The sequence below is a fragment of the Shimia sp. NS0008-38b genome (assembly GCF_040370365.1).
GTDB lineage: Bacteria > Pseudomonadota > Alphaproteobacteria > Rhodobacterales > Rhodobacteraceae > Shimia.
On sequence record NZ_BAABWQ010000002.1, the window covers coordinates 303,668 to 323,331 of the forward strand.

The following is a 19,664-nucleotide window of genomic DNA, read 5'->3' on the forward strand; positions in this document are numbered from 1 at the left end:
ACGAGTTTCAGCCAAATAAGATATTGTCATAGATGGTTGTCGCGTCTTCGGCTCCGCCAACCAAAATCAACGTTGTACCGTTATCCAATCCGAAATGAAGGTCGGGACCAGCGAACGATACATTTTCTGAAAACCAAGCAGCGAAATCCGACTCTGTCGTTCCAGTATCCAAGCCACGGAAGTCCAATCGATCACCTTCCGTTAGATTGAAATCTAGGATTTGGTCAGTCGATCCATCCAAATCATCAGAACGAAATACGAATCTATCAGCGCCCGAACCTCCACTTGCGATGTCACTACCTGCACCGAGATAAAGCCGATCGTTTCCGGCCCCCGCGTCGAGCGTATCGTCGCCGCTCGCTCCAGACAAATAGTCATTTCCGGCGCCGCCATCGATGCTATCATCCCCTCGGTCTCCGCGTAGTTGATCGCGCCCCTCCCCACCTATAAGTAGGTCATCCGCAGCTCCGCCACGCAAATTGTCATCGCCGCCACCGCCTTCTAGCGTGTCGTTTCCGCCACCACCTCGCAAGCTATCAGCACCTGTGCCACCGTCCAAAACGTCGTTACCGGAGCCGCCAATCAGGCTATCTTCGCCCAGACCACCGTATAAAGCGTCGTCGCCAGAACCGCCGGTCAACTGGTCGCCACCCTCACCGCCGTCGAGAGTATCATTTCCAGATCCGCCGCTCAAAACGTCGTCTCCGCCGTCCCCAGAAAGCCTATCGTCACCAGAACCGCCGGTCATGTCATCGGCACCATCTCCGCCAGACAGAACGTCATTTTGCCCACCGCCAGAAAGCGTGTCATTTCCACCGCTGCCAAACAAAAAGTCGGACCCAGATCCGCCACTCAGAACGTCATTGGACTGTCCACCATCCAAAGTGTCATGCCCCGCAGATCCCCGCAATGTATCGTCACCGGATCCCCCTAGAAGCACGTCATCGTTTTCCGGTAAGGGGTTGCCAAATTGATCAAACCGCAAACCATCGCTGTCGTAATGTGAAATAATATCGCTCACAGAACCAGGCCCTGCGCCGCCATCCAGGTAGTCATCGCCCTCGCCACCAATCAACGTGTCGCCGGCACCACCACCAATCAGGTCATCCGATCCAATGCCGCCCGAAAGCGTATCGTTTCCGGCTTCGCCAACAAGTGTATCGTTGTAGGTCAAAGCGCCTTCCGCAGTCGCTACAAGTTCTAGATCGCGGATCAAAACAGATGAAGTTAGATCAACCTGAACAAAGGGGCTTTCGGCAGTCGGGTCAGCTGCACCATCATTAGAGTATGATCCTGGCGCTGACGTCATCAGGTGCAGGCTTGCCTCTCCCGAGATCGGATCGATGACAACTTGATAGATGCCTCCTGCGTTTCCAGTCGCATCGTTCATGTCATGGTCGCCGTTGTTACCACCAACAAACAGATTTCCGTCGGCATCCATGATCGCGGCACCGAATGTAACCAGCGGCGCGCCATCCAACGCAACGCCATCTACCACCGTGGCGGTGACCGGAACTGTCGTGAAGACCGGAGTTCCTCCGGAGATATCCACCACAAGAAGAATTGTATTTTCTCCTTCAGCCGATGGCCGTGCAACTCCATAAAAACACTGCGTGTTTGAGTCGAACGCAACATCGTAAACCCGATGTTGAACCAGATCATTTGGCAAATTATGCACTGTAACTACGGGATTACCTTGCTCGTCAAACTGATTGACATCAATGACTGAAATTCGGTCCATACTCGATTGGAAGGACCACAGGTTGCCGCTGTCATCGAAATCTCCCGTCCATGCACGGTATGGCGTTTCGCCAATGCGATAGCTGTTTCCCTCAGCATCGATCATGATCAAATCAGATCGACTTACTGTGTTTCCTAGGCAGTCTACTCCATTTCCAACGGCAATTGCGTACAACAGATCGTCTTCGGCGTTGTACCCCATTGAATTTACATTCACTGTGCCCACTGCACCGGCCATTTCATATGTTTGGGTCTCAACATCAAACACATGTAGCGTGCCGTTGAGGACCTGATACAAATTTGACTGCCCTTCTGCAAAAACTGCGACTTCAACCGATTGTCCACCGATCTCCATTTCACGTGCATAGTGGAGAACGGGCCCAGATGTGTCGATTACAGGACCCCCTGCGGTGCCATCGATGGATCGGATCGTGATGTCAGAGGTGCTGTCGTCTGCGACAAATGAAACATCAAATTGTGTGAATGCTCCGCTTTCGGTGGAAACAGTGTCCAAAACCACCCCATCCACCAAAACCTCAATCGACGCTCCCACATGCCCGGCCGCAAAGTTTGCCGCCAGATCAAATGTCATATTGTAGACGCCACCGCCTTCGGTTGAGATGACCTGAGACATGGCCTGATGACCATTTTCTAGCGCAACGACTGTCCAGTGACCGCTTTCAGCATAGTCTTGAAATCCGACGGCACTGTTTGTCCCCTCAAGTAAGTTACTCTCTGAATAATCGCCGTGTATTTCGTCGTTCCCGGCTCCTCCAGAGAGGCTATCGTCACCTGCCAAACCGATCATGATGTCGTCGGCGGATGTTCCTGTTTGTTCGTCAGAGAGACCTGTACCAAGAATGGCGGAAAGGTTGCTGTCAGGCATAATGCGTCCTCGCGTTTAAAGTTAAAGTTGGGTCAATGTGCTTTGATCACCAGCCAATGCCGTTGATGGACACACTGGCTGGAGCTGTTTTGAACAGGCGCACAACATCAATCACAGGCACATTTGGGTTGCCGACAACGGCGCTGCGGTACAGGTCGTTGCTGTGACAGACGATCACCACCTCTGCTTCCGCCATGACCGTACCGACATCGTCCCGGAGCATGCCCTTTAAGCTATCCACCAGTTCAGATAGCCCTTTGCTGCCGTGTCGTGTGTAGCTGGCCAGACCAGCAATAGGGGTGTCTTTGGTCACAGCTGCATCATGTGCAACAATTTCGACTCCCTGTTGCTGAAGTTCGGCCATGGCTTCCAAGATCGGGCTCTCGCGCAGATCATCTGTGCCTTGCTTAAACGCCAGCCCAAGAACACCCACGCGCTTGGCACCCAACCTCTGCACCATTTCCACGGCTTGTCGAATTTGCTCAGAATTTGATTGTTCCAAACTGCTAATCATTGGCAGATCAACGCCAAGCGTATCCGCAACGTGCTTCACCGCCCGGACTTCTTTTGGCAAGCAGGATCCGCCATAGGCAAAGCCAGGCTTCAAATAGTATGGGGACAGGTTGAGTTTCGTGTCTTGCGTGAACACATCCATCACCGCGTGGCTGTCAACACCCAGAGGTTTGCAAAGACGCCCCACTTCGTTGGCAAAGCAGACCTTGGTTGCGTGCCATACATTGTCGACATATTTGATGGTCTCTGCGACTTCGATGGTCGTCAGAATGGGCTTCGCATCAACCGGGGCGTAGATATTCCGCATAATTTCTGCAGTTGCAAAATCGGTTGTGCCAATGACTGTTTTGGGCGGATTGTGAAAGTCGTCAATCGCAACGCCTTCACGCAAGAATTCAGGATTAAAACACACACCAAAGTCACGCCCAACCGTCTTACCGGAGATGCGCTCAAGAATCGGCGCCATAACACGCATCGTGGTGCCGGGCGGAATGGAGCAGCGCATCGCAAAGACGTGGAAACCCTCTTTGCCGCGCAGACCTTCGGCCATCGCTTCACTAGCCTGCTCGATATACGAATAATCACAGCCGCCATCCGCTGCCGTCGGCGTACCAACAGACACAAAGGTCACATCTGTGTCTGCCACTGCGGCTCTGAGGTCTTGTGTCGCGCTGATCAAGCCGCCATCCACACCCTCGCTGAGCGTTTTTGACAAATCAGCCTCATGGATCGGGCTGCAGCCATTGCCGATTTGCTTCACTTTGTGCGCATCGACATCCACACCGACAACTTCATGTCCAAGTTTTGCAAGGCACGCCGTCGAAACAGCACCAACATAGCCAAGGCCGACAACACTGATACGTGGCTTTGAATGAGGTTTGGTAACAACGATCTCTGCGTCAAAGGTAGAAAACTTCCGATATTCCATAAAATTGTCCTCCTGGTTGAGATGATTTTATGGAAAAATGTCTCGTTGCCTTGATGACTTAAGATCAGAAATGAAGAGCGAAGGAACACCCGCCTATACCTTCGATTAGCTCCTGCCAAAAACAAAAATGCCTGCATGGTTTCCCATGCAGGCATGCATTGCTCACTAAACTGGGTAGGCTGAAATTCTTAGTGAACGATGTCTTTTGTGGGCTCTTCACGTTGATAAATGTCCTCGTATCGGACGATATCGTCTTCACCCAAATAACAACCAGATTGGACTTCAATCAGATGTAGCGGCAGCTTACCTGGGTTTTCCAAGCGGTGAACCGCACCCAACGGTATGTATGTACTTTCATTTTCTGAGAGCAGCGTGACATCGCTATCAACGGTGACTAAAGCAGACCCACTGACAACCACCCAATGCTCGGCACGATGCACATGGCTTTGCAAAGACAGCTTCGCGCCGGGCTCTACCATGATGCGTTTGACTTGGAACCGGGGGCCAAGCGACAATGTTTCATAGTATCCCCAGGGCCGAAAACATCTCCGAAAACTATCCGCTTGCGGAGCCCCTTCTGTTCTCAAAACGTCAACGACTTGGCCGACATCTGCGGAGCGAGATTTGTCCGCCACCAGAATGCCGTCTTGGGTCGCAACCGCTATAATGTCCTTCAATCCCAACCCGACCAATTTGGTGCCTGCATCTTCGGATTTAAGTAGCGAACCTTCACAATCAATCGCCGTGCAATCGCCTGCAACAACGTTGTCTTTGGGATCAGTTTCCTCAACTTCCTTCATCGTCTGCCAGTTTCCGAGATCATTCCATCCCCCCGACATCCGCAGCGCCGCGAACTCCTGAAGGTTTTCCATAATCGCGTAGTCAAACGAAATGTTGGGACATCGTTGAAACGAATCCTTCTCAAGACGAGAAAACCCCAAATCTTCGCTGGCCAAAGCCAAGGCGGCTTCGGCTGGCCCAATGTGTTCAGGGGCGTGCTGCTCGAAAGCTCTCAAGACAGTGTCTACCCGAAACAAAAACATACCTGAGTTCCACAACCAGTTGCCTTCTTCGAGCATGGCTTTCGCGAGATCAGCATCAGGTTTCTCGGTAAATTCTGAAATCATCACCGAGGCGTCATTGCCACCCTCCACTTTGAGATACCCAAATTCCGTGGCTGCCCGTGTAGGAGGCACACCCAAAGCGACGATCAACCCGTTTCGCGCGACGCGCTCAGCTTCTACAATAACCCGATGGAACGCTCGTTCGTCGTGTATTTTCTGATCACTCGGAACAACCAGAAGAACCGCATCAGGCGTGTCTTTGAGTGACAGTGCCGACACCAAGACTGACGCAGCAGTGTTGCGGGCGACGGGTTCAACAAGCAATTGAGAAACAGGCGCTTGAATGTCCGCGAGTTGTTTTTGCGCAATAAAACGATAGTCTTCCGCTGTCACAACCGTGGGTGGAGCGAAGTTCGGCGCAATCATGCGCTCCACGGTACGTTGAAAAAGACTGGCGCCATCAAGTAGATTGGCAAATTGTTTGGGGAAACTCCGACGTGAAACAGGCCACAGACGGGAACCGGAACCGCCGGCTAGAATAATGGGATGGATCATGAGAACCTCTCTTGCTTATCTCCTCTCAAGCTATCGGATGAAGAGCGCGTTGGTTCTTTGCGAAAGGTTAGCGGCCACTTTCAAAAGGATAGATGAGTTTCAAAATGGCACGTCAATCAGCCCGACGAAAATCATCATTACAGTTAAGAAGCACGCTACTGCGGTGACCATTTGAAACTTCGCAAACCCACTTCTGAGTTGATCTAAAACTCCTGCGTCGCCTCCAGCGCTTTGGTTGCCCCGATTGGACCACTTCTGCTTGGAGAGATGGAAGATCATATAGATTTTCACCGACGCGTTGATCACCTGATTGAGGTACAGAATAAACGGCCAAGTCATATCGGCGCGACGACTGTACCCGATCAAAAACAGGCAAAGTACAACTCTTGAAAACAGCACCCAAATCAGACAGTTCCAAAAGTAGCCAGGCGCGACGAAACTGCCCAACACAGCCAATACAGGGCTCACCATCATGGTCCACATGGCGAGCCTCTGATCAACGACGCACCACCAAATAAAAAATGGCATCTGGGTGGGCCCCAATGCAATCGCCCGACTTCCGTTGCGAAGCATGTTACCCGACCAACGCCGAAAGTTCTGAATCATACGAAGCAGTCCATTTTCTGTGATTACTTCGATTGTGTAAACCGTGGCATCGGGCACATACGTCATCTTCGCACCAACACTTAACAGCCGAAACCAAGTCGACTTGTCGTCTCCAGACAAAAACCGAAATCGCCCCCACAGCCAGTGATCCAAATGATCCGCCTCGATTGTCCGGATAAACTTTGGATCCAAAATGTGACGCGCGCGAAAAACGCTCATGCGCCCGGTGAGTGTGAGCACGCGCTTTGCAAGAGCATGGCTTTGCATCGCCAATCGTCTCTGTGCAAAACGCATGTTGAGCCACTTAGAAATCCATTCTGGTCCGTAGCAAATGACTTCTTCGTTGGTTGTCAAAGCTTGCAGTTCCGGGTCGTGGGCAAACATCGAAAGCGTTTTTTTGAGAACATCGTCGCCAAACAACGCGTCGCCGTCCATAAAAATCACCATATCCTCTGGATCAGCAGCCGTGCGGCAAATTGCACGCAGGATTAGCCCGATGGCCATTCTCTTTCCGGGCTGATTTTGCCGGACGAATACCAACTCTGCCAATTCATCAGGGATATCTTGAGCATAGGTTTCAACGAATTCTCGGATGATTTGTTCGTCAAATGCGCTGCCCGAACCAATGTAGAGTGTTGTAGGAATTTGTTCTCTACGGATTTGGCCGAGGATCGACCCTATAACCCGTTTGGTAATCGATGGTTCCTCAAAGTACGTTGTCATCTGAATATGTAACCGTTTGGGGCGCCATCCGGCGTCCCAATGAGCGTCTGCGCTGCGCCTCATTTCGGGCCACTTAAAGCGTGCGAAAACAAAAGCCCGCACCGCATGCGTGAACCACCACCCAAACCGCCAAATACCAAGGCTTCCCAACACGATAGTCAAGTGCACCGCATTCGGATCCAAAAAGCGGTTCGGCACGTTTAGAACCAACCAGACCAACAAATTTATGACAACCATCAGCGCCAGAAAATGTTGTAGTGGCCAGCGTCTCCAATAAGGCAGTTGAGGGGTTTGAAGATCCCGCAGCCTAAGTGTCAGATCCTTATCAAACTCATATTCAGACGCGATATTCACCATGGTTCAAAACACTGCGCTGACTTTGTCGAAGAATTTTTGGGCGATAGCTTTGCGGACTTCCAAACTAACCGGAGCGTTTCTTCTTAGCTGCTCCCTAGTTTCCTCATACGAAAGCGTTTTGGATGTGACCGTGACAAGAATACCAAATTCCCCAGGTCGCCTAGGGTCACTACCCGCAGTGACATCGGTCACGACGCCTGCCAAATTGCGTCGTGAACCACCAACGTTAAGGCCTATGCTCGCAGGCATCCCCACAAAAATTGTTTGCGCGTAACTTTGACTGACCCAACCAACAACAACTCTTGGCGTGTCGGCTTCGAACACAACCGCCAGATCAGATGGTCGATAGGGCTGACCTTTTCGAACCAATATCTCATGTACAATTCCGTCAGAGGGCGCTCTCACGTGACTCGAATTTAATTCCCCTCGTTGCGCATCTCTTGCAGCCCGTAGGCCCCGAATTTTCGCACGAAACGCCGTTTCAACCTCTTTGAGACGGCTTAGGGCAAAAACAAACGGATCATTTTGCAGAGCCGAAACAGGGTCAGTCGCCAGGAGATCTGTCCATCGCACATACATATTTTCAAATCCACGGTCTCCCACAAATCGCGCATATACCTGCACGACGGACGCGGCGCGTGTTTGCGGCGAAGCCACTGTATGCAGGTCTTCCAGATCGCCGATGGCCTGCAAGAGATCACTAAGCTCCTTCTCGGCGACGGACAGCTGCGCTCTCGAATGTGTAAGCCGTGCTTCTGCAACGGGGTCTTTTATGCGGACCAGGATATCCCCCTCTTTCACGGCCTCGCCAGGCAACACCGAAATCGATTTGACGAAACCTTCGCCTGCCGGCAAGCGATCCACAATCGGAGCAACCACGCGGCCATGCTCGAGATCAATGCGCATAAAGCTGTTAAAGAGCGTCGTTCCAAGCACCGTTGATACTAAGATAGCAAGACCGACATAAAGCGCGACATTCAGGATCACCCGGATCGGCGCCGGCAGGACTCTTGCGCCGACTTGAGATATTTCACTCTCCGTCTCACCCATCGGCACCAAGTCAACCGGGGTGTCCAGACTAGTGATAACATCCTCGCTACTCGCCATTTTTCCGGACAACAGAGAACGGTAGAAAATTGCCAAAGTCTCTCTTTGGCGTCCGCTGAGACCTTCAAAGTCTGCAGTGCCAGTGCTGCTATTTGACGACAATCGAACGGGAAACCTGATGTCGACACCCTGAAAAGGCACACTTAGAACACCCGTTTGCGGGCAATCTCCCGCGGCTTCGGGCCACACCAGCCCAGCCAAAGACCATGCGTCGATATCGACTACTTCCCCAGTAGGCGTCTCCAGCGTAAGCGGCGCTTGCACTGTCCAGCTCAAATCTGAACTCGGATGTTGATGACGAATCTTCACGGAACCCTCGTGCCCTAATCATCCTCATATTATCGCGGGTTGTGCACAAACAGACTGTGCGCAGGTATCGGTCAGCTTCCGATAGGTCACAGACCTAACCAGAAGTATATGTCGGTAAGAGCAACCCCCAATCCGAACGCGCAAAAGATGAGATACGTGTGCCATAGGGTGAGTTTGCGCTCGTCGACGATGAATTTCGTTGAGTATTTTCGACAAAGGTGTCGGTCTCAATTCAATGGGAAAATCGCACCATAAAACCCAACGAAAAATCCAAGTACGGGCTTACCATAACCAAGAGCGGTTCTGGCTGAACGCCGGTTCTTGACTATGGTTGTGGCCAGAGTATCGCAGTCCTATTTGACCACAAGACTTCGTCCATCACCGGAAAAAAGCTGACGAGCGGTCAAGTCGTATGATGCAAGCCTCAGTGGCCGTTGCGCAATTGGTCATGTTGGCTTCCTTGCCGCCAGCTCACTTTTTGTAAGACGAAGAAACCAGAGCACTGATCGCAAATGCGTCCAACTCCATCTAATCACGCTAGATGACGTTTCCGTGCGTTGACTTGCTTCAGGGCCCCGTCTGATACACGACAAAGCTCAGGAAAGATTGGACATGATATGCGCGCGGCTGATGTGATTGCAAAAAGACTTTATGAACAAGGATGCCGGTGGGCCTTTGGCATGCCGGGGGGGGAGGTTCTGACCCTTCTAGACGCCCTGAAAAAGGCTGGTATCCAATTTGTTCTGGCACGCCACGAAAATGCAGCAGGCTTTATGGCGGAAGCCACCTATCACCGTACGGGTGCGCCCGGCATTTTGCTTACCACTGTTGGCCCCGGCGCGCTGAACGGCATCAACGTAGTCGAAAATGCGCGCGAAGATCGTGTACCATTGATTATTTTGACGGGCTGCGTGGATCCAGAAACGGCACAAGTCTACACCCACCAAGTGCTTGACCAAGCGCGTGTGTTTGAGAATGTCACCAAAGCTAGCTTCACTTTGAACGCCGCGACCGCCCACGTTATTATCGACAAGGCGATCGGAATTGCGACGGAAGGGCGTCCGGGACCGGTCCACATCGACGTGCCTATTTCAGTCGCCGACGCTCCGGCACACGGCGAAGGCAGAAAGCGCGTAGCAGCCAGCCCAATGGTTCCCTCAGGTGGTGATCTGGCCACTGCTCAGGCTGCCTTACGAGAAGCAAAGAAACCGCTGATAGTTGTGGGGCTCGACGCGCTGAGTGACGCGAATGCCGCAGCGGTCAAAACCGCAGCGGAGCGCTTGGGCGCACCTGTCATCACTTCCTATAAAGCCAAAGGTGTGCTTTCCGAAGATCACCCTTTGTCTTTGGGCGGGGCAGGACTGTCACCGAAGGCAGATAAAATTCTGCTACCCGTGGTTCAGCAGGCCGACGTCATCTTGGCCATTGGCTATGACCCCGTTGAAATGCGCATCGGTTGGCAAACCCCATGGGATCCTGAAACACAGGTGGTGATAGACATCACAGCGGAGCCCAACCACCACTACATGCATCACTCCACCTACAGCTTTGTTGGTGATTGCGGGGCAAGCGTTCATGCGCTTCTTCCCGAGACCACAAATGGCAGTTGGGAAGTCCCTGAAATCGAGAGTATAAAATCCGCACTGCACGCAGCCTTTCCGCCTAGAGAGGAATGGGGACCTGCGCGTGCCATAAGTGTCTGCCAAGAAATGTTGCCGCTCGACACTTTGGCAACCGCAGACAGTGGTGCCCATCGCATTTTGCTCAGTCAGATGTGGACCTGTAAGTTTCCCCGCGCGCTCACTCAATCCTCTGGATTTTGCACGATGGGATGCGCAGTGCCGCTCGCAATCGGAACACAGCTCGTAGAACCCAACCGCACAGTTGTGTCCTTTAGCGGTGACGCTGGTTTTCTGATGGTTGTAGGAGAGCTAGCAACCGCCGCCGACCACGGCCTTAAAACGATCTTTGTGGTTTTTGATGATGCGTCCTTGGCCTTAATCGAACTCAAGCAACGCGGGCGAAAACTCGAGAATGTCGGTGTAGACTTCACAGGTACGGACATCGCGGCCGTCGGGCTTGCCTTTGGTGGCAAAGGTGTATCAGTTTCTAACGAAGACGCGCTTCGTGACGCACTTAGTCAAGCGCAAAACGCCGATACTTTTACCGTGATTGCAGTTCAAATCGACAAAAAAGCCTACGACAATGCCTTCTGATAACCCCACGCCTCGGGCGTTAGACGGCGTTCTTGTTTTGGACCTGAGTCGTATTTTGGCTGGCCCGACCGCAACCCAACTTTTGGGGGATTTGGGCGCCACGGTTATCAAGATCGAAAACCCAAGCACGGGGGGCGATGACACTCGAAGTTGGGGACCGCCGTACGTGCAAACGATCGATGGAAAAAGCGATCTCAGCGCCTATTTTCTTTCCGCCAACCGCAACAAATTTTCGGTCTCCGCCGACCTGTCAACAAGAGAGGGCCAAGACCTCGTTAAACAAATCGCCTCTCAGGCCCAAATTGTAATCGAGAATTACAAGCCCGGTGGGCTCAAAAAATACGGACTTGATTATGCCTCTTTGAGTGCGCTCAACCCGGACCTTGTTTATTGCTCTATATCTGGGTTTGGACAAACTGGCCCCAACCGTGATCAGCCCGGGTATGATCTGATGGCGCAGGGCTTTGGCGGCATCATGTCCATCACCGGAGACCCAGAGGGGGCACCCATGAAAGTTGGCGTCGGGATCGCCGATGTGATGTGCGGTATGTACGCAACAATCGGCATGTTGGCCGCGCTCCGTCATGCTGAAGCGACAGGAGAGGGTCAGCAAATTGATCTTTCACTCGTAGACAGCCAAATGGCTTGGCTCATCAATGAGGGCACAAACTACCTCACCTCCGGCAGCCCACCAAAAAGGCGCGGGAACGGCCACCCGAACATTGCGCCTTACAATGTTTTTGAAACCTCTGATGGGCATGTGATCCTTGCAGTCGGCAACGACACCCAATTTCAATCTTTCTGCACCGCGTTTGACCGCAACGATCTGAAACACGACCCCAAGTTTGAAACAAATCCGCTAAGGTTACAAAATCGAGCCGCTCTCGAAACCGCCATTACTGAAACATTATGTGCCAGAAGCACGGGTGAAGTTATTTCAATTTTGAAAAGTCGAGGCGTTCCCTGCGGGCCGATTCATACCATCGATCAAGCGCTTTCCTCGCCTCAAGCGATTGCACGCGAGAGCGTTGTCAATGTTCCATCCTCGACTGCGACATCAGGCAGTGTGAATGTGCTTGGAAACCCGCTGAAGTTTTCAAAAACGCCTGTGCAATACGCGAAATCTCCTCCGCGTTTTGGCGAAGATTCCAAAGACATACTTGCCCTTCTGTCGCAACACAAATCCCAACACAGATCACGAAAGGGTGAAAACTGATCACCTTTTAGAGCCATAACGGTTTGGTGAAGTGCGCGGATTCTGCGGCAGCCATATAGTCGGACCAACACTCTTGATGCGTTCGAAAGGTCTAATAATGCTGACAGATATCAGTGATTGCGAAGTGAGCCTATCCGATAAGGCTGCCTTAGACGAATGGAACAGTGTCATCCTCGGCGTGCTATCGCACGCGCAATCCACAGGCCAACATCTCACCCGCTTGCTTTCACTCGCTCCTGACTATGCAATGGGCCACGCTATCAAAGGTCTAAGTTGTCTGATGTTGGGGCGGCGCGAAATGGTGCATGTGGCACGTGATGCTCTTAAGGAAACCAAGCGCTGCCTGTCTCTTGGAGGGGCAACAGAGCGAGAACGCTTATGGTGTGCCTCGCTCGCAGATTGGCTTCATGGAAAACCATCTCAGTCTATCGCCCGAATGGAAGCTGCGATGCGCCTCAATCCAGCGGATACGATCAGCATGAAGTTGTCTCACGGTATACGTTTTATGCTGGGTGACAGCCACGGGATGCTACGGTCGGTTGAGAGTGTCATCAGCGCCCATGGTACTGCACACCCGCTCTATGGATATGCCTTGGGATGTCACGCGTTTGCGCTGGAAGAAAACGGCCGCTACGACAAAGCGGAACGGGTGGGACTGCGCGGACTCGAATTTGCGTCCGATGATGCTTGGGGCCTACACGCCGTGGCGCATGTCTACGATATGACCCATATGACAGAACAAGGGATCTCCCTCATCGACAGCAATTTGGAGGCTTGGGGGCACTGCAACAACTTCCGTTTCCACGTTTGGTGGCACAAGGCCCTGTTGCACCTTGATCAAGGTGACATCAGCACTGTTCTGGACCTCTATGATGCCAAAGTTCGAGACGAAAAAACTGACGACTACCGCGATTTCTCCAATGCCAGCTCCCTTCTCATGCGCTTGGAAATTGAAGGTATCAATGTTGGAAATCGCTGGGCCGAATTGGCAGATTTGGCGGAAAAACGTACTGATGACGGCTGCTTAACTTTTGCGGACATGCATTACATGCTGGCCCTTATCGGCGAGCAGCGGCCTGACGCCGCCGCGCGTCTGAACGCCCGCGTCGCATACGATGCACGTAACAACGATGAGGCGGCTTGCATCATGAAGTCTCCCGGCGTCGCAACATGCGAAGGACTTGTAGCCTTTGGAGGCGCAAATTACGCCACCGCTTTTTCGCACCTTCGATCGGCGCAAACCAATTTCAAAGCGATGGGCGGGAGTCATGCACAGCGCGATATTTTTGAGCGTTTGACAATCGAAGCTGGTCTGCGCGCCGGTCGTTTGGCCGAAACCGAAACATTGCTACGTGCCCGCACACTTTTACGCGGTGGCCATGAGGACTCATTTGCAGCGTCCCGCATGTCCCAAATTTCAAAACTTCGCTCCTTTTCCGCTGCGTCAACAGCGGCGAACTAAGCCTGAACAAGGAAACAAACTGTGGGTAACACGACCTTTGCACCTGCTCAGGCCTTGCCGACCTCCGCAACGAAAGCGGCCGTCAATACACGCGACGTTCGGCTCGATTTCTTCCGTGGGATCGCGATGTTCATCATCTTAATCGCACATGTCCCCGGGAACTGGCTTACCCTATGGATTCCTGCACGCTTTGGGTTCTCAGACGCAACCGAAGTGTTTGTCTTCTGCTCAGGTATGGCAAGTGCACTTGCCTTTGGGCGCGTGTTTCGCGAGCAAGGCAATCTTATGGGCACCATGCGGATCAGCTATCGAATATGGCAGATCTATTGGGCACACATCTGTCTATTCTTCGCCATTTCCACAGCAATGGTGGCTCTAAACAGTCTTCTTCCAGACGGCCGCGATTACGTCGCCCAACTCAACCTTTACCCGTTCTTTAAAAACACTCAGGACAATCTCTTGGGCTTAATGACCCTCACATATGTTCCGAATTATTTCGATATCCTGCCAATGTATCTGGTCATTCTCGCCATGCTGCCGATAGCTGTCGTCCTAGCGGATATTCACAAGGCGCTGTTCTTTGGCGCTGTTATCACAGTATGGCTTTCTGCAAACCTATACGGCATCAATTTCCCTGCCGAGCCCTGGTCAGATCGATCATGGTTCTTTAACCCTTTCGGCTGGCAGCTCATCTTTTTTACGGGCTTTGCATTGAACGCAGGTTGGATCAAAGCGCCGCCAATCGACACGCGTCTGTTCGTTGCTGCGTTTCTCATAGTGTTGGTGACTGTCCCATTTGCGCACTTTCGGGTTTTTAATGCCTTTCCTTGGTTCTTAGAGTGGCGAAAAGAGTGGACGTTCCTTTTCAACAAAACCAATTTTGGCGTCCTGCGATACGTTCATTTTCTCTCTTTGGCTTACGTAGCTTGGATGCTGGCAGGCCCCACAGGCAAGCGTTTGTTGCCAAGTGATCCTACATCAAAACTGGGCGCGACATGGAAAATGCTTCTGACCATGGTTCTAAAGGTAGGACAGCAATCTTTGGCTGTGTTCATCGCATCGATGTTCCTTGCAAGACTTATGGGTGCCTTGCTTGACCAAGTAGGCCGAACCCATTTTTCAATGCTCTGGGTCAACTTTTTCGGCGCAGCATTAATTGTCGGCGTGGCATATGGCGCCGCCAAATTCAAATCTCAACCTTGGCGATCTCGGAGCCCTTCAAATGCTAAGACGTGACTTTATAGCGAGCCTCGCTGCGCTTGCCGCCTCGCCTGCGTGGGCCGAGGGCACCCATGAACCCGGACTGAAACTTGACGGCCCCACACCCTTCGATCCTGCTGATGTATTGGGCCTAGCGCGCACCCTCAGCAAACACCCCTACCACCCCCCTGCACGTGTGCCAAAAGAATGGACCGACATCGCCTACGAAGACTACGTTTCAATCTGGTTCGATGTACGCAACGCCTTGTGGAACGACGAAAGTGAAACACCTCTTAGACTGGATGTGTTTGCACCCGGACTGTACTTTCCACATCCCATCGATATTTCCATTGTCGAAGACGGTATGGCACGGCCGCTGCGCTTTGATTTTGAAGTCTTTGACAAGACAGACAAGTTCCCAGATCTACCGACCGACGATACACTGGGATACTCCGGTTTGCGCTTGCGCGCCGAATTGGAGAAGCCAGGCATCTATCAAGAATTCGCTGTCTTCCAAGGGGCCAGCTATTTCCGCGCCATTGGAACCGGCGATATCTACGGCCAATCAGCTCGAGGTTTGGCAATCAACACAGCATCACCGGACGGGGAGGAGTTCCCGGAGTTTCGCGCATTTTGGCTAGAGAAGCCGCAATCTGGTTCACAAACCTTCGTGGTGCATGCGCTGCTCAATAGCCCCAGCTGTACCGGGGCCTATAGGTTTGAAATCACGCCTGGGCAGCCGCTGACCATGGATGTTACAAGTCATGTCTTTCCCCGAGTGGATCTGGAAAATGTCGGCATCGCGCCTCTCACCTCCATGTTCCAGTACGATCAGACAAACCGCCATCGTTTCTCGGACTTTCGTCCCGCGGTACATGACACCGATGGGCTTTCTATCGTAAACGGCGCAGGTGAAACGCTTTGGCGTCCACTCGCCAACCCAAACACGCTTCAGATCAGCGAGTTTATCGACAACAACCCAAAAGGTTTTGGTCTTCTGCAACGCGCAAGAGAGTTCGGAGACTTTGCGGATCTACAAGCTTTGTATCATCGACGTCCCGGCGTCTGGATAGAACCCGAAGGCGATTGGGGACCCGGTGCTGTGACGCTGGTAGAAATTCCTACACAATCAGAAATCTACGACAACATTGTGTGTTATTGGAAGCCTCAAGCCGGCCTCAAACGCGGGTCAGAAGCGACGTTTTCTTATCGCCTAACTTGGGGAGAAGAGACCGAACAGGGCCAGGGCATAAGTGTCCTGAATACAATGATAGGTGCAGCATTTGAAAACAACGGCACGATCGTTGCGATCGACTTCGCCCCCGCTAGCTCTGTACCAGAAGATCTCTCTGAAGTCGAAATACACGTCGAAAGCACTGCGGGCGAAGTGTCCTCGGGAGTACTTCAACGCAATCCTGAGACGGGCGGTCCCCGGCTGGCTTTCAAGTTTCACACTGGCGAAGAAACTCTTATCGAGTTTCGCGCACAGCTCCGACTGGCAGGCGCACCACTAAGTGAAGTCTGGCTCTACCGGTGGACTGCATGACGCAATACGCCGCCGCGCATATGCCTGAACGCGCGCCACTTAATATGCCGAAGCAAACCTTCTCCAAGGTTGGAAGTAGGCGCGGCATGCACAAACGTGCACGTCCAACGGTTTTACTTTGGCGGATAGCCGCATTTGTGCCGTCGATCGCCTTAACGTTCGTGCTCTGCCTATCCGTCATGCGCTACCTCAGTTTTGGAGGCGTGTCCGCGATAGATATTCTAGTCTTGGGCTTGGTCGCACTTTCGACAGTCTGGCTGGTGTTTTCGGCGACCAACGCATGTCTGGGGCTGCTCAGCCTTGCGCTGGGAAATGTTCGAGTTGCCAAACCACAGCTTTCGCACTCTCAACGCGATGTCGCGCTTTTGATGCCTGTTTACAACGAGACACCATGGGACGTCTTTGGCAACGCATCTGCTATGTTGCGCGAACTTTCCGATAACGCAGGTGGTGACCGCTATGCCCTGTTTATCTTAAGCGACACACGTGATCCTGAAACGGCGATTTTAGAGGAACGCGCCTTTCACAAATTAGGAGAGCACTGTTGTCCAAACACCGATGTTTATTATCGCCGGCGCAAGGACAACACGGATAAGAAGGTCGGGAACATTACCGACTGGGTTGAAAACTGGGGCGCAGCCCATGACGCAATGGTGGTCTTGGACGCTGACAGCCTTATGAGTGGCAGCGCCATTCACCAACTCACGCGCGCTTTGGCAGATGATCCGGACGCAGGCCTCATTCAAAGCCGCCCAATGCTGATTGGCGCGCAAACCTTGTTTGGCCGCGTCCAACAGTTCTCAAATTCGGTCTATGGTTGGCTGGTCGCCGAAGGTCTGGCGAGTTGGTCTCAACATGAAGGCAACTATTGGGGGCACAATGCCATTATCCGTACAAGGGCCTTCGCTGAAAGTGCGCGATTGCCGCACTTGAAAGGATGGCGTGGCGACTCGAGACTATTGCTCAGCCATGACTTTGTTGAAGCAGGCATGCTTAGGCGTGCAGGCTGGGCTGTACGTCTACTCCCCCGTCTTGATGGCAGCTATGAAGAAACCCCACAAACACTGATAGACTACGTTGTACGTGATCGCCGTTGGTGCCACGGCAACATGCAACACCTCCGCATACTCGCTGCAAGCGGGTTCCATGTCATTTCTCGGTTTCACCTCCTTCTTGGGGCGCTGGCATTCCTGATGTCACCCGCTTGGCTTGCCGTCACCATTTTGTGGGCATTTGTTGGTGTAACCGACGACACCGCGATCAGCTATTTTTCCCCTGCAAATCCGCTGATGCCCATATGGCAACAGACCACAGACAACATGGTTTGGTTCTTTTTGCTCTTCATCTACGGAATGTTGTTATTTCCAAAATTGGCCGGTGCAGTCATTTTTGGCTTTCAACCGCAAACGCGAGCAGCCTACGGCTCAACTCGGCTCTTTGTAGGATCTATGGCTGTAGAGCTGCTCTTGTCGGTCTTATACGCGCCGATCATGATGGTGCATCACACCATCGCAGCGCTGTCGGCATTTGCAGGGCGTAAATCAGGATGGGCACCTCAAAATCGAAACGAAGAAGGCTATGGTTGGCTTCAGAGTTTGAGATTTCACTGGATCGAGACAGTCTTTGGATGTGCTCTTTTGGGAGGCATACTCTTTGCAGACATATCAGCTTGGATCCTTCCGATTGCAATCAGCCTTGCAGCGGCTGTTCCACTGTCCAAACTCAGCTCTATATCGGTTGCAAACGCCACGGCCCGTGTATTGCGCCTCGACACGCCCCACACACTTGTCGAGCCCAAGATTGTTGCTCTTGCGCGCAGTGAACGTGCTTGGATGAAATCAGTTCTGACAGAAACACCGTCTCCACAAAGGATTGCCGCAGAATAGGCGGCAGTCGACGGGGGTTCCCACTAGTGCCCATGCAAATTGTCGACGGCAAAGTGAAACATCAAAGCCCTTCGAACCAATCCACTACGAGATCTGGCCAGCTGCGTGGAATAGAATGTCCTCCGGGAAACAACGCTAACTCTAGTGCTGAATCCGGTGAGCAACGATCCCAAATACGTCGCCAATAAGGACCGTCCGTGTCAAACCGATCCGCTTTCAAATTGTCACACTGGTTGGTTTCGCGCCACACTGACATTGCGTGAAAGATGTCTCCTTGCACCAAGGCATCAGGATCATCTGCCGGGCGACCATTTACCACCCGCCCTTCTAACGGAACCGTTCCGTCCGTCCAACCGTGCGTATGCAACAGCCTCACTGGCCCTGCACACTCCGTGGGGTGCGGTCGCCAAAAATTTCCACCTAATGGGGCGTAAGCCGCAAAGGCTTCCGGCTTCAAACATGCCGAATACGCAGTCATAGAACCGCCAATGGAAAAACCTGCTAAAATCATCCGATTTGGATCAAGGTCAAATCGACCCTCCGCATCATCGCGCACAGCGACCAGGAAAGAGATATCATCCAACTGCGCGCCGGAATCTGGGTGAAACCGCCAGCTCCGGCCGTTGCGCCCTTCGCGTACCACGCCATCCGGTGCGACAACTGCCACTCCGCGCGCCAAAAAACCGGACACCATGCCGCTGTTGCGCAATGCGCCTTTGCCGCTTCCGCCCCACCCGTGAACATAAACCACCGCGGGTACAGGCCTATCCACATTTTCAGGCATCGCAATGTAGTAGGAGCGCCCACCAACATCGCACGGTGTTTCACTTGAGCACGCTTGGATCGATGTCCCGAACGTCAGAACAGAAGCCAAACACCCCCAAAAACCAAACCGCATCACTGCACCTTTCTCACTGGCAAACCATGGCCCAACCAACCCGGCCCCAAACGAGAGCCCAACATACCTTCAGAGACATCGAAAATCGGACCGATGCCGGCTTTCTTTAGTTGCCTGCTGAGTTTGGCTGATCGCACCCCCCGCGCGCAAATCACGGCAATCGGCTGATTGTGTGACACCCGCGCTTCTTGAAGTTCACTCACAAACTCTTGCATCCTCAGATCCAATGTCAGCGCGTGCAAAGGCACACCTGTCTTTTGCCACTCATCAGGCCGTCGGATATCAACCAACAAAATGTCACCCGTTTGGGCCGCCTGATGCGCCTCAGTCGGTGACATTACGAGAGTGGTCGCCTCGTGTGAGCGGTTGCCCACGTTCAAATGATACGCTGTCGCGCCAATCGCCAAGGCCCCTCCAAGGGCAAGAAACAGTCGGCGCGACAGTATCATATT

General features: G+C 52.7%; 13 protein-coding genes. 6 read left to right on the plus strand and 7 right to left on the minus strand.

What is annotated here, in order from left to right; genetic code table 11:
• Positions 1-7: 7 nt before the first annotated feature.
• The 5 genes from ABWV47_RS07590 to ABWV47_RS07610 all read right to left on the minus strand — a co-directional run bounded on the left by ABWV47_RS07590 (position 8) and on the right by ABWV47_RS07610 (position 8,788).
• Positions 8-2,626 carry a DUF6923 family protein gene (locus ABWV47_RS07590; RefSeq protein ID WP_353310340.1) on the minus strand — a complete coding sequence of 873 codons (2,619 nt, stop codon included), beginning with the start codon at positions 2,624-2,626 and terminating at the stop codon, positions 8-10.
• Between the two features lie 46 nt (positions 2,627-2,672).
• Positions 2,673-4,067: a nucleotide sugar dehydrogenase gene (locus tag ABWV47_RS07595; RefSeq protein WP_353310343.1), complete on the minus strand. Its 1,395-nt coding sequence runs from the start codon at positions 4,065-4,067 to the stop codon at positions 2,673-2,675.
• A gap of 188 nt (positions 4,068-4,255) precedes the next feature.
• Positions 4,256-5,686, minus strand: coding sequence for a mannose-1-phosphate guanylyltransferase/mannose-6-phosphate isomerase (locus tag ABWV47_RS07600; protein WP_353310345.1), 1,431 nt, complete (start codon positions 5,684-5,686; stop codon positions 4,256-4,258).
• A 99-nt stretch (positions 5,687-5,785) separates the two neighbouring features.
• Entirely contained in the window at positions 5,786-7,372 is a 1,587-nt protein-coding gene (locus ABWV47_RS07605) for a glycosyltransferase (protein WP_353310347.1), read from the minus strand.
• 3 nt (positions 7,373-7,375) lie between these two features.
• Positions 7,376-8,788 carry an HlyD family secretion protein gene (locus ABWV47_RS07610; protein WP_353310350.1) on the minus strand — a complete coding sequence of 471 codons (1,413 nt, stop codon included), beginning with the start codon at positions 8,786-8,788 and terminating at the stop codon, positions 7,376-7,378.
• Positions 8,789-9,405: 617 nt separating this feature from the next.
• Between ABWV47_RS07610 and ABWV47_RS07615 the strand changes: the two genes are divergently transcribed.
• From ABWV47_RS07615 to mdoH, 6 genes are all read left to right on the plus strand, one after another.
• Positions 9,406-11,004 carry a thiamine pyrophosphate-binding protein gene (locus ABWV47_RS07615; RefSeq protein WP_353310353.1) on the plus strand — a complete coding sequence of 533 codons (1,599 nt, stop codon included), beginning with the start codon at positions 9,406-9,408 and terminating at the stop codon, positions 11,002-11,004.
• Entirely contained in the window at positions 10,994-12,220 is a 1,227-nt protein-coding gene (locus ABWV47_RS07620) for a CaiB/BaiF CoA transferase family protein (RefSeq protein ID WP_353310356.1), read from the plus strand. The genes ABWV47_RS07615 and ABWV47_RS07620 overlap by 11 nt, the downstream gene beginning before the upstream one ends.
• A 97-nt stretch (positions 12,221-12,317) precedes the next feature.
• Positions 12,318-13,682, plus strand: a complete 1,365-nt coding sequence (locus ABWV47_RS07625; RefSeq protein ID WP_353310358.1) for a tetratricopeptide repeat protein — start codon at positions 12,318-12,320, stop codon at positions 13,680-13,682.
• 21 nt (positions 13,683-13,703) lie between these two features.
• Positions 13,704-14,918, plus strand: coding sequence for an OpgC family protein (locus ABWV47_RS07630; RefSeq protein ID WP_502959690.1), 1,215 nt, complete (start codon positions 13,704-13,706; stop codon positions 14,916-14,918).
• Positions 14,905-16,428, plus strand: a complete 1,524-nt coding sequence (locus ABWV47_RS07635) for an OpgD/OpgG family glucan biosynthesis protein (protein WP_353310361.1) — start codon at positions 14,905-14,907, stop codon at positions 16,426-16,428. Before ABWV47_RS07630 ends, ABWV47_RS07635 begins: the two co-directional genes overlap by 14 nt.
• A complete protein-coding gene (gene mdoH, locus ABWV47_RS07640) occupies positions 16,425-18,314 on the plus strand; it encodes a glucans biosynthesis glucosyltransferase MdoH (RefSeq protein WP_353310364.1) in 1,890 nt (629 codons plus the stop codon). Before ABWV47_RS07635 ends, mdoH begins: the two co-directional genes overlap by 4 nt.
• 61 nt (positions 18,315-18,375) lie before the next feature.
• Here mdoH and ABWV47_RS07645 read toward each other — a convergent pair whose 3' ends face one another.
• Together ABWV47_RS07645 and ABWV47_RS07650 are read right to left on the minus strand one after the other, a co-directional pair.
• Positions 18,376-19,212 (minus strand): CE1 family esterase, encoded by an 837-nt coding sequence (locus ABWV47_RS07645; RefSeq protein WP_353310366.1) that lies wholly within the window; start codon positions 19,210-19,212, stop codon positions 18,376-18,378.
• A complete protein-coding gene (locus ABWV47_RS07650; protein ID WP_353310368.1) occupies positions 19,212-19,661 on the minus strand; it encodes a rhodanese-like domain-containing protein in 450 nt (149 codons plus the stop codon). The genes ABWV47_RS07645 and ABWV47_RS07650 overlap by 1 nt, the downstream gene beginning before the upstream one ends.
• Positions 19,662-19,664 lie beyond the last annotated feature (3 nt).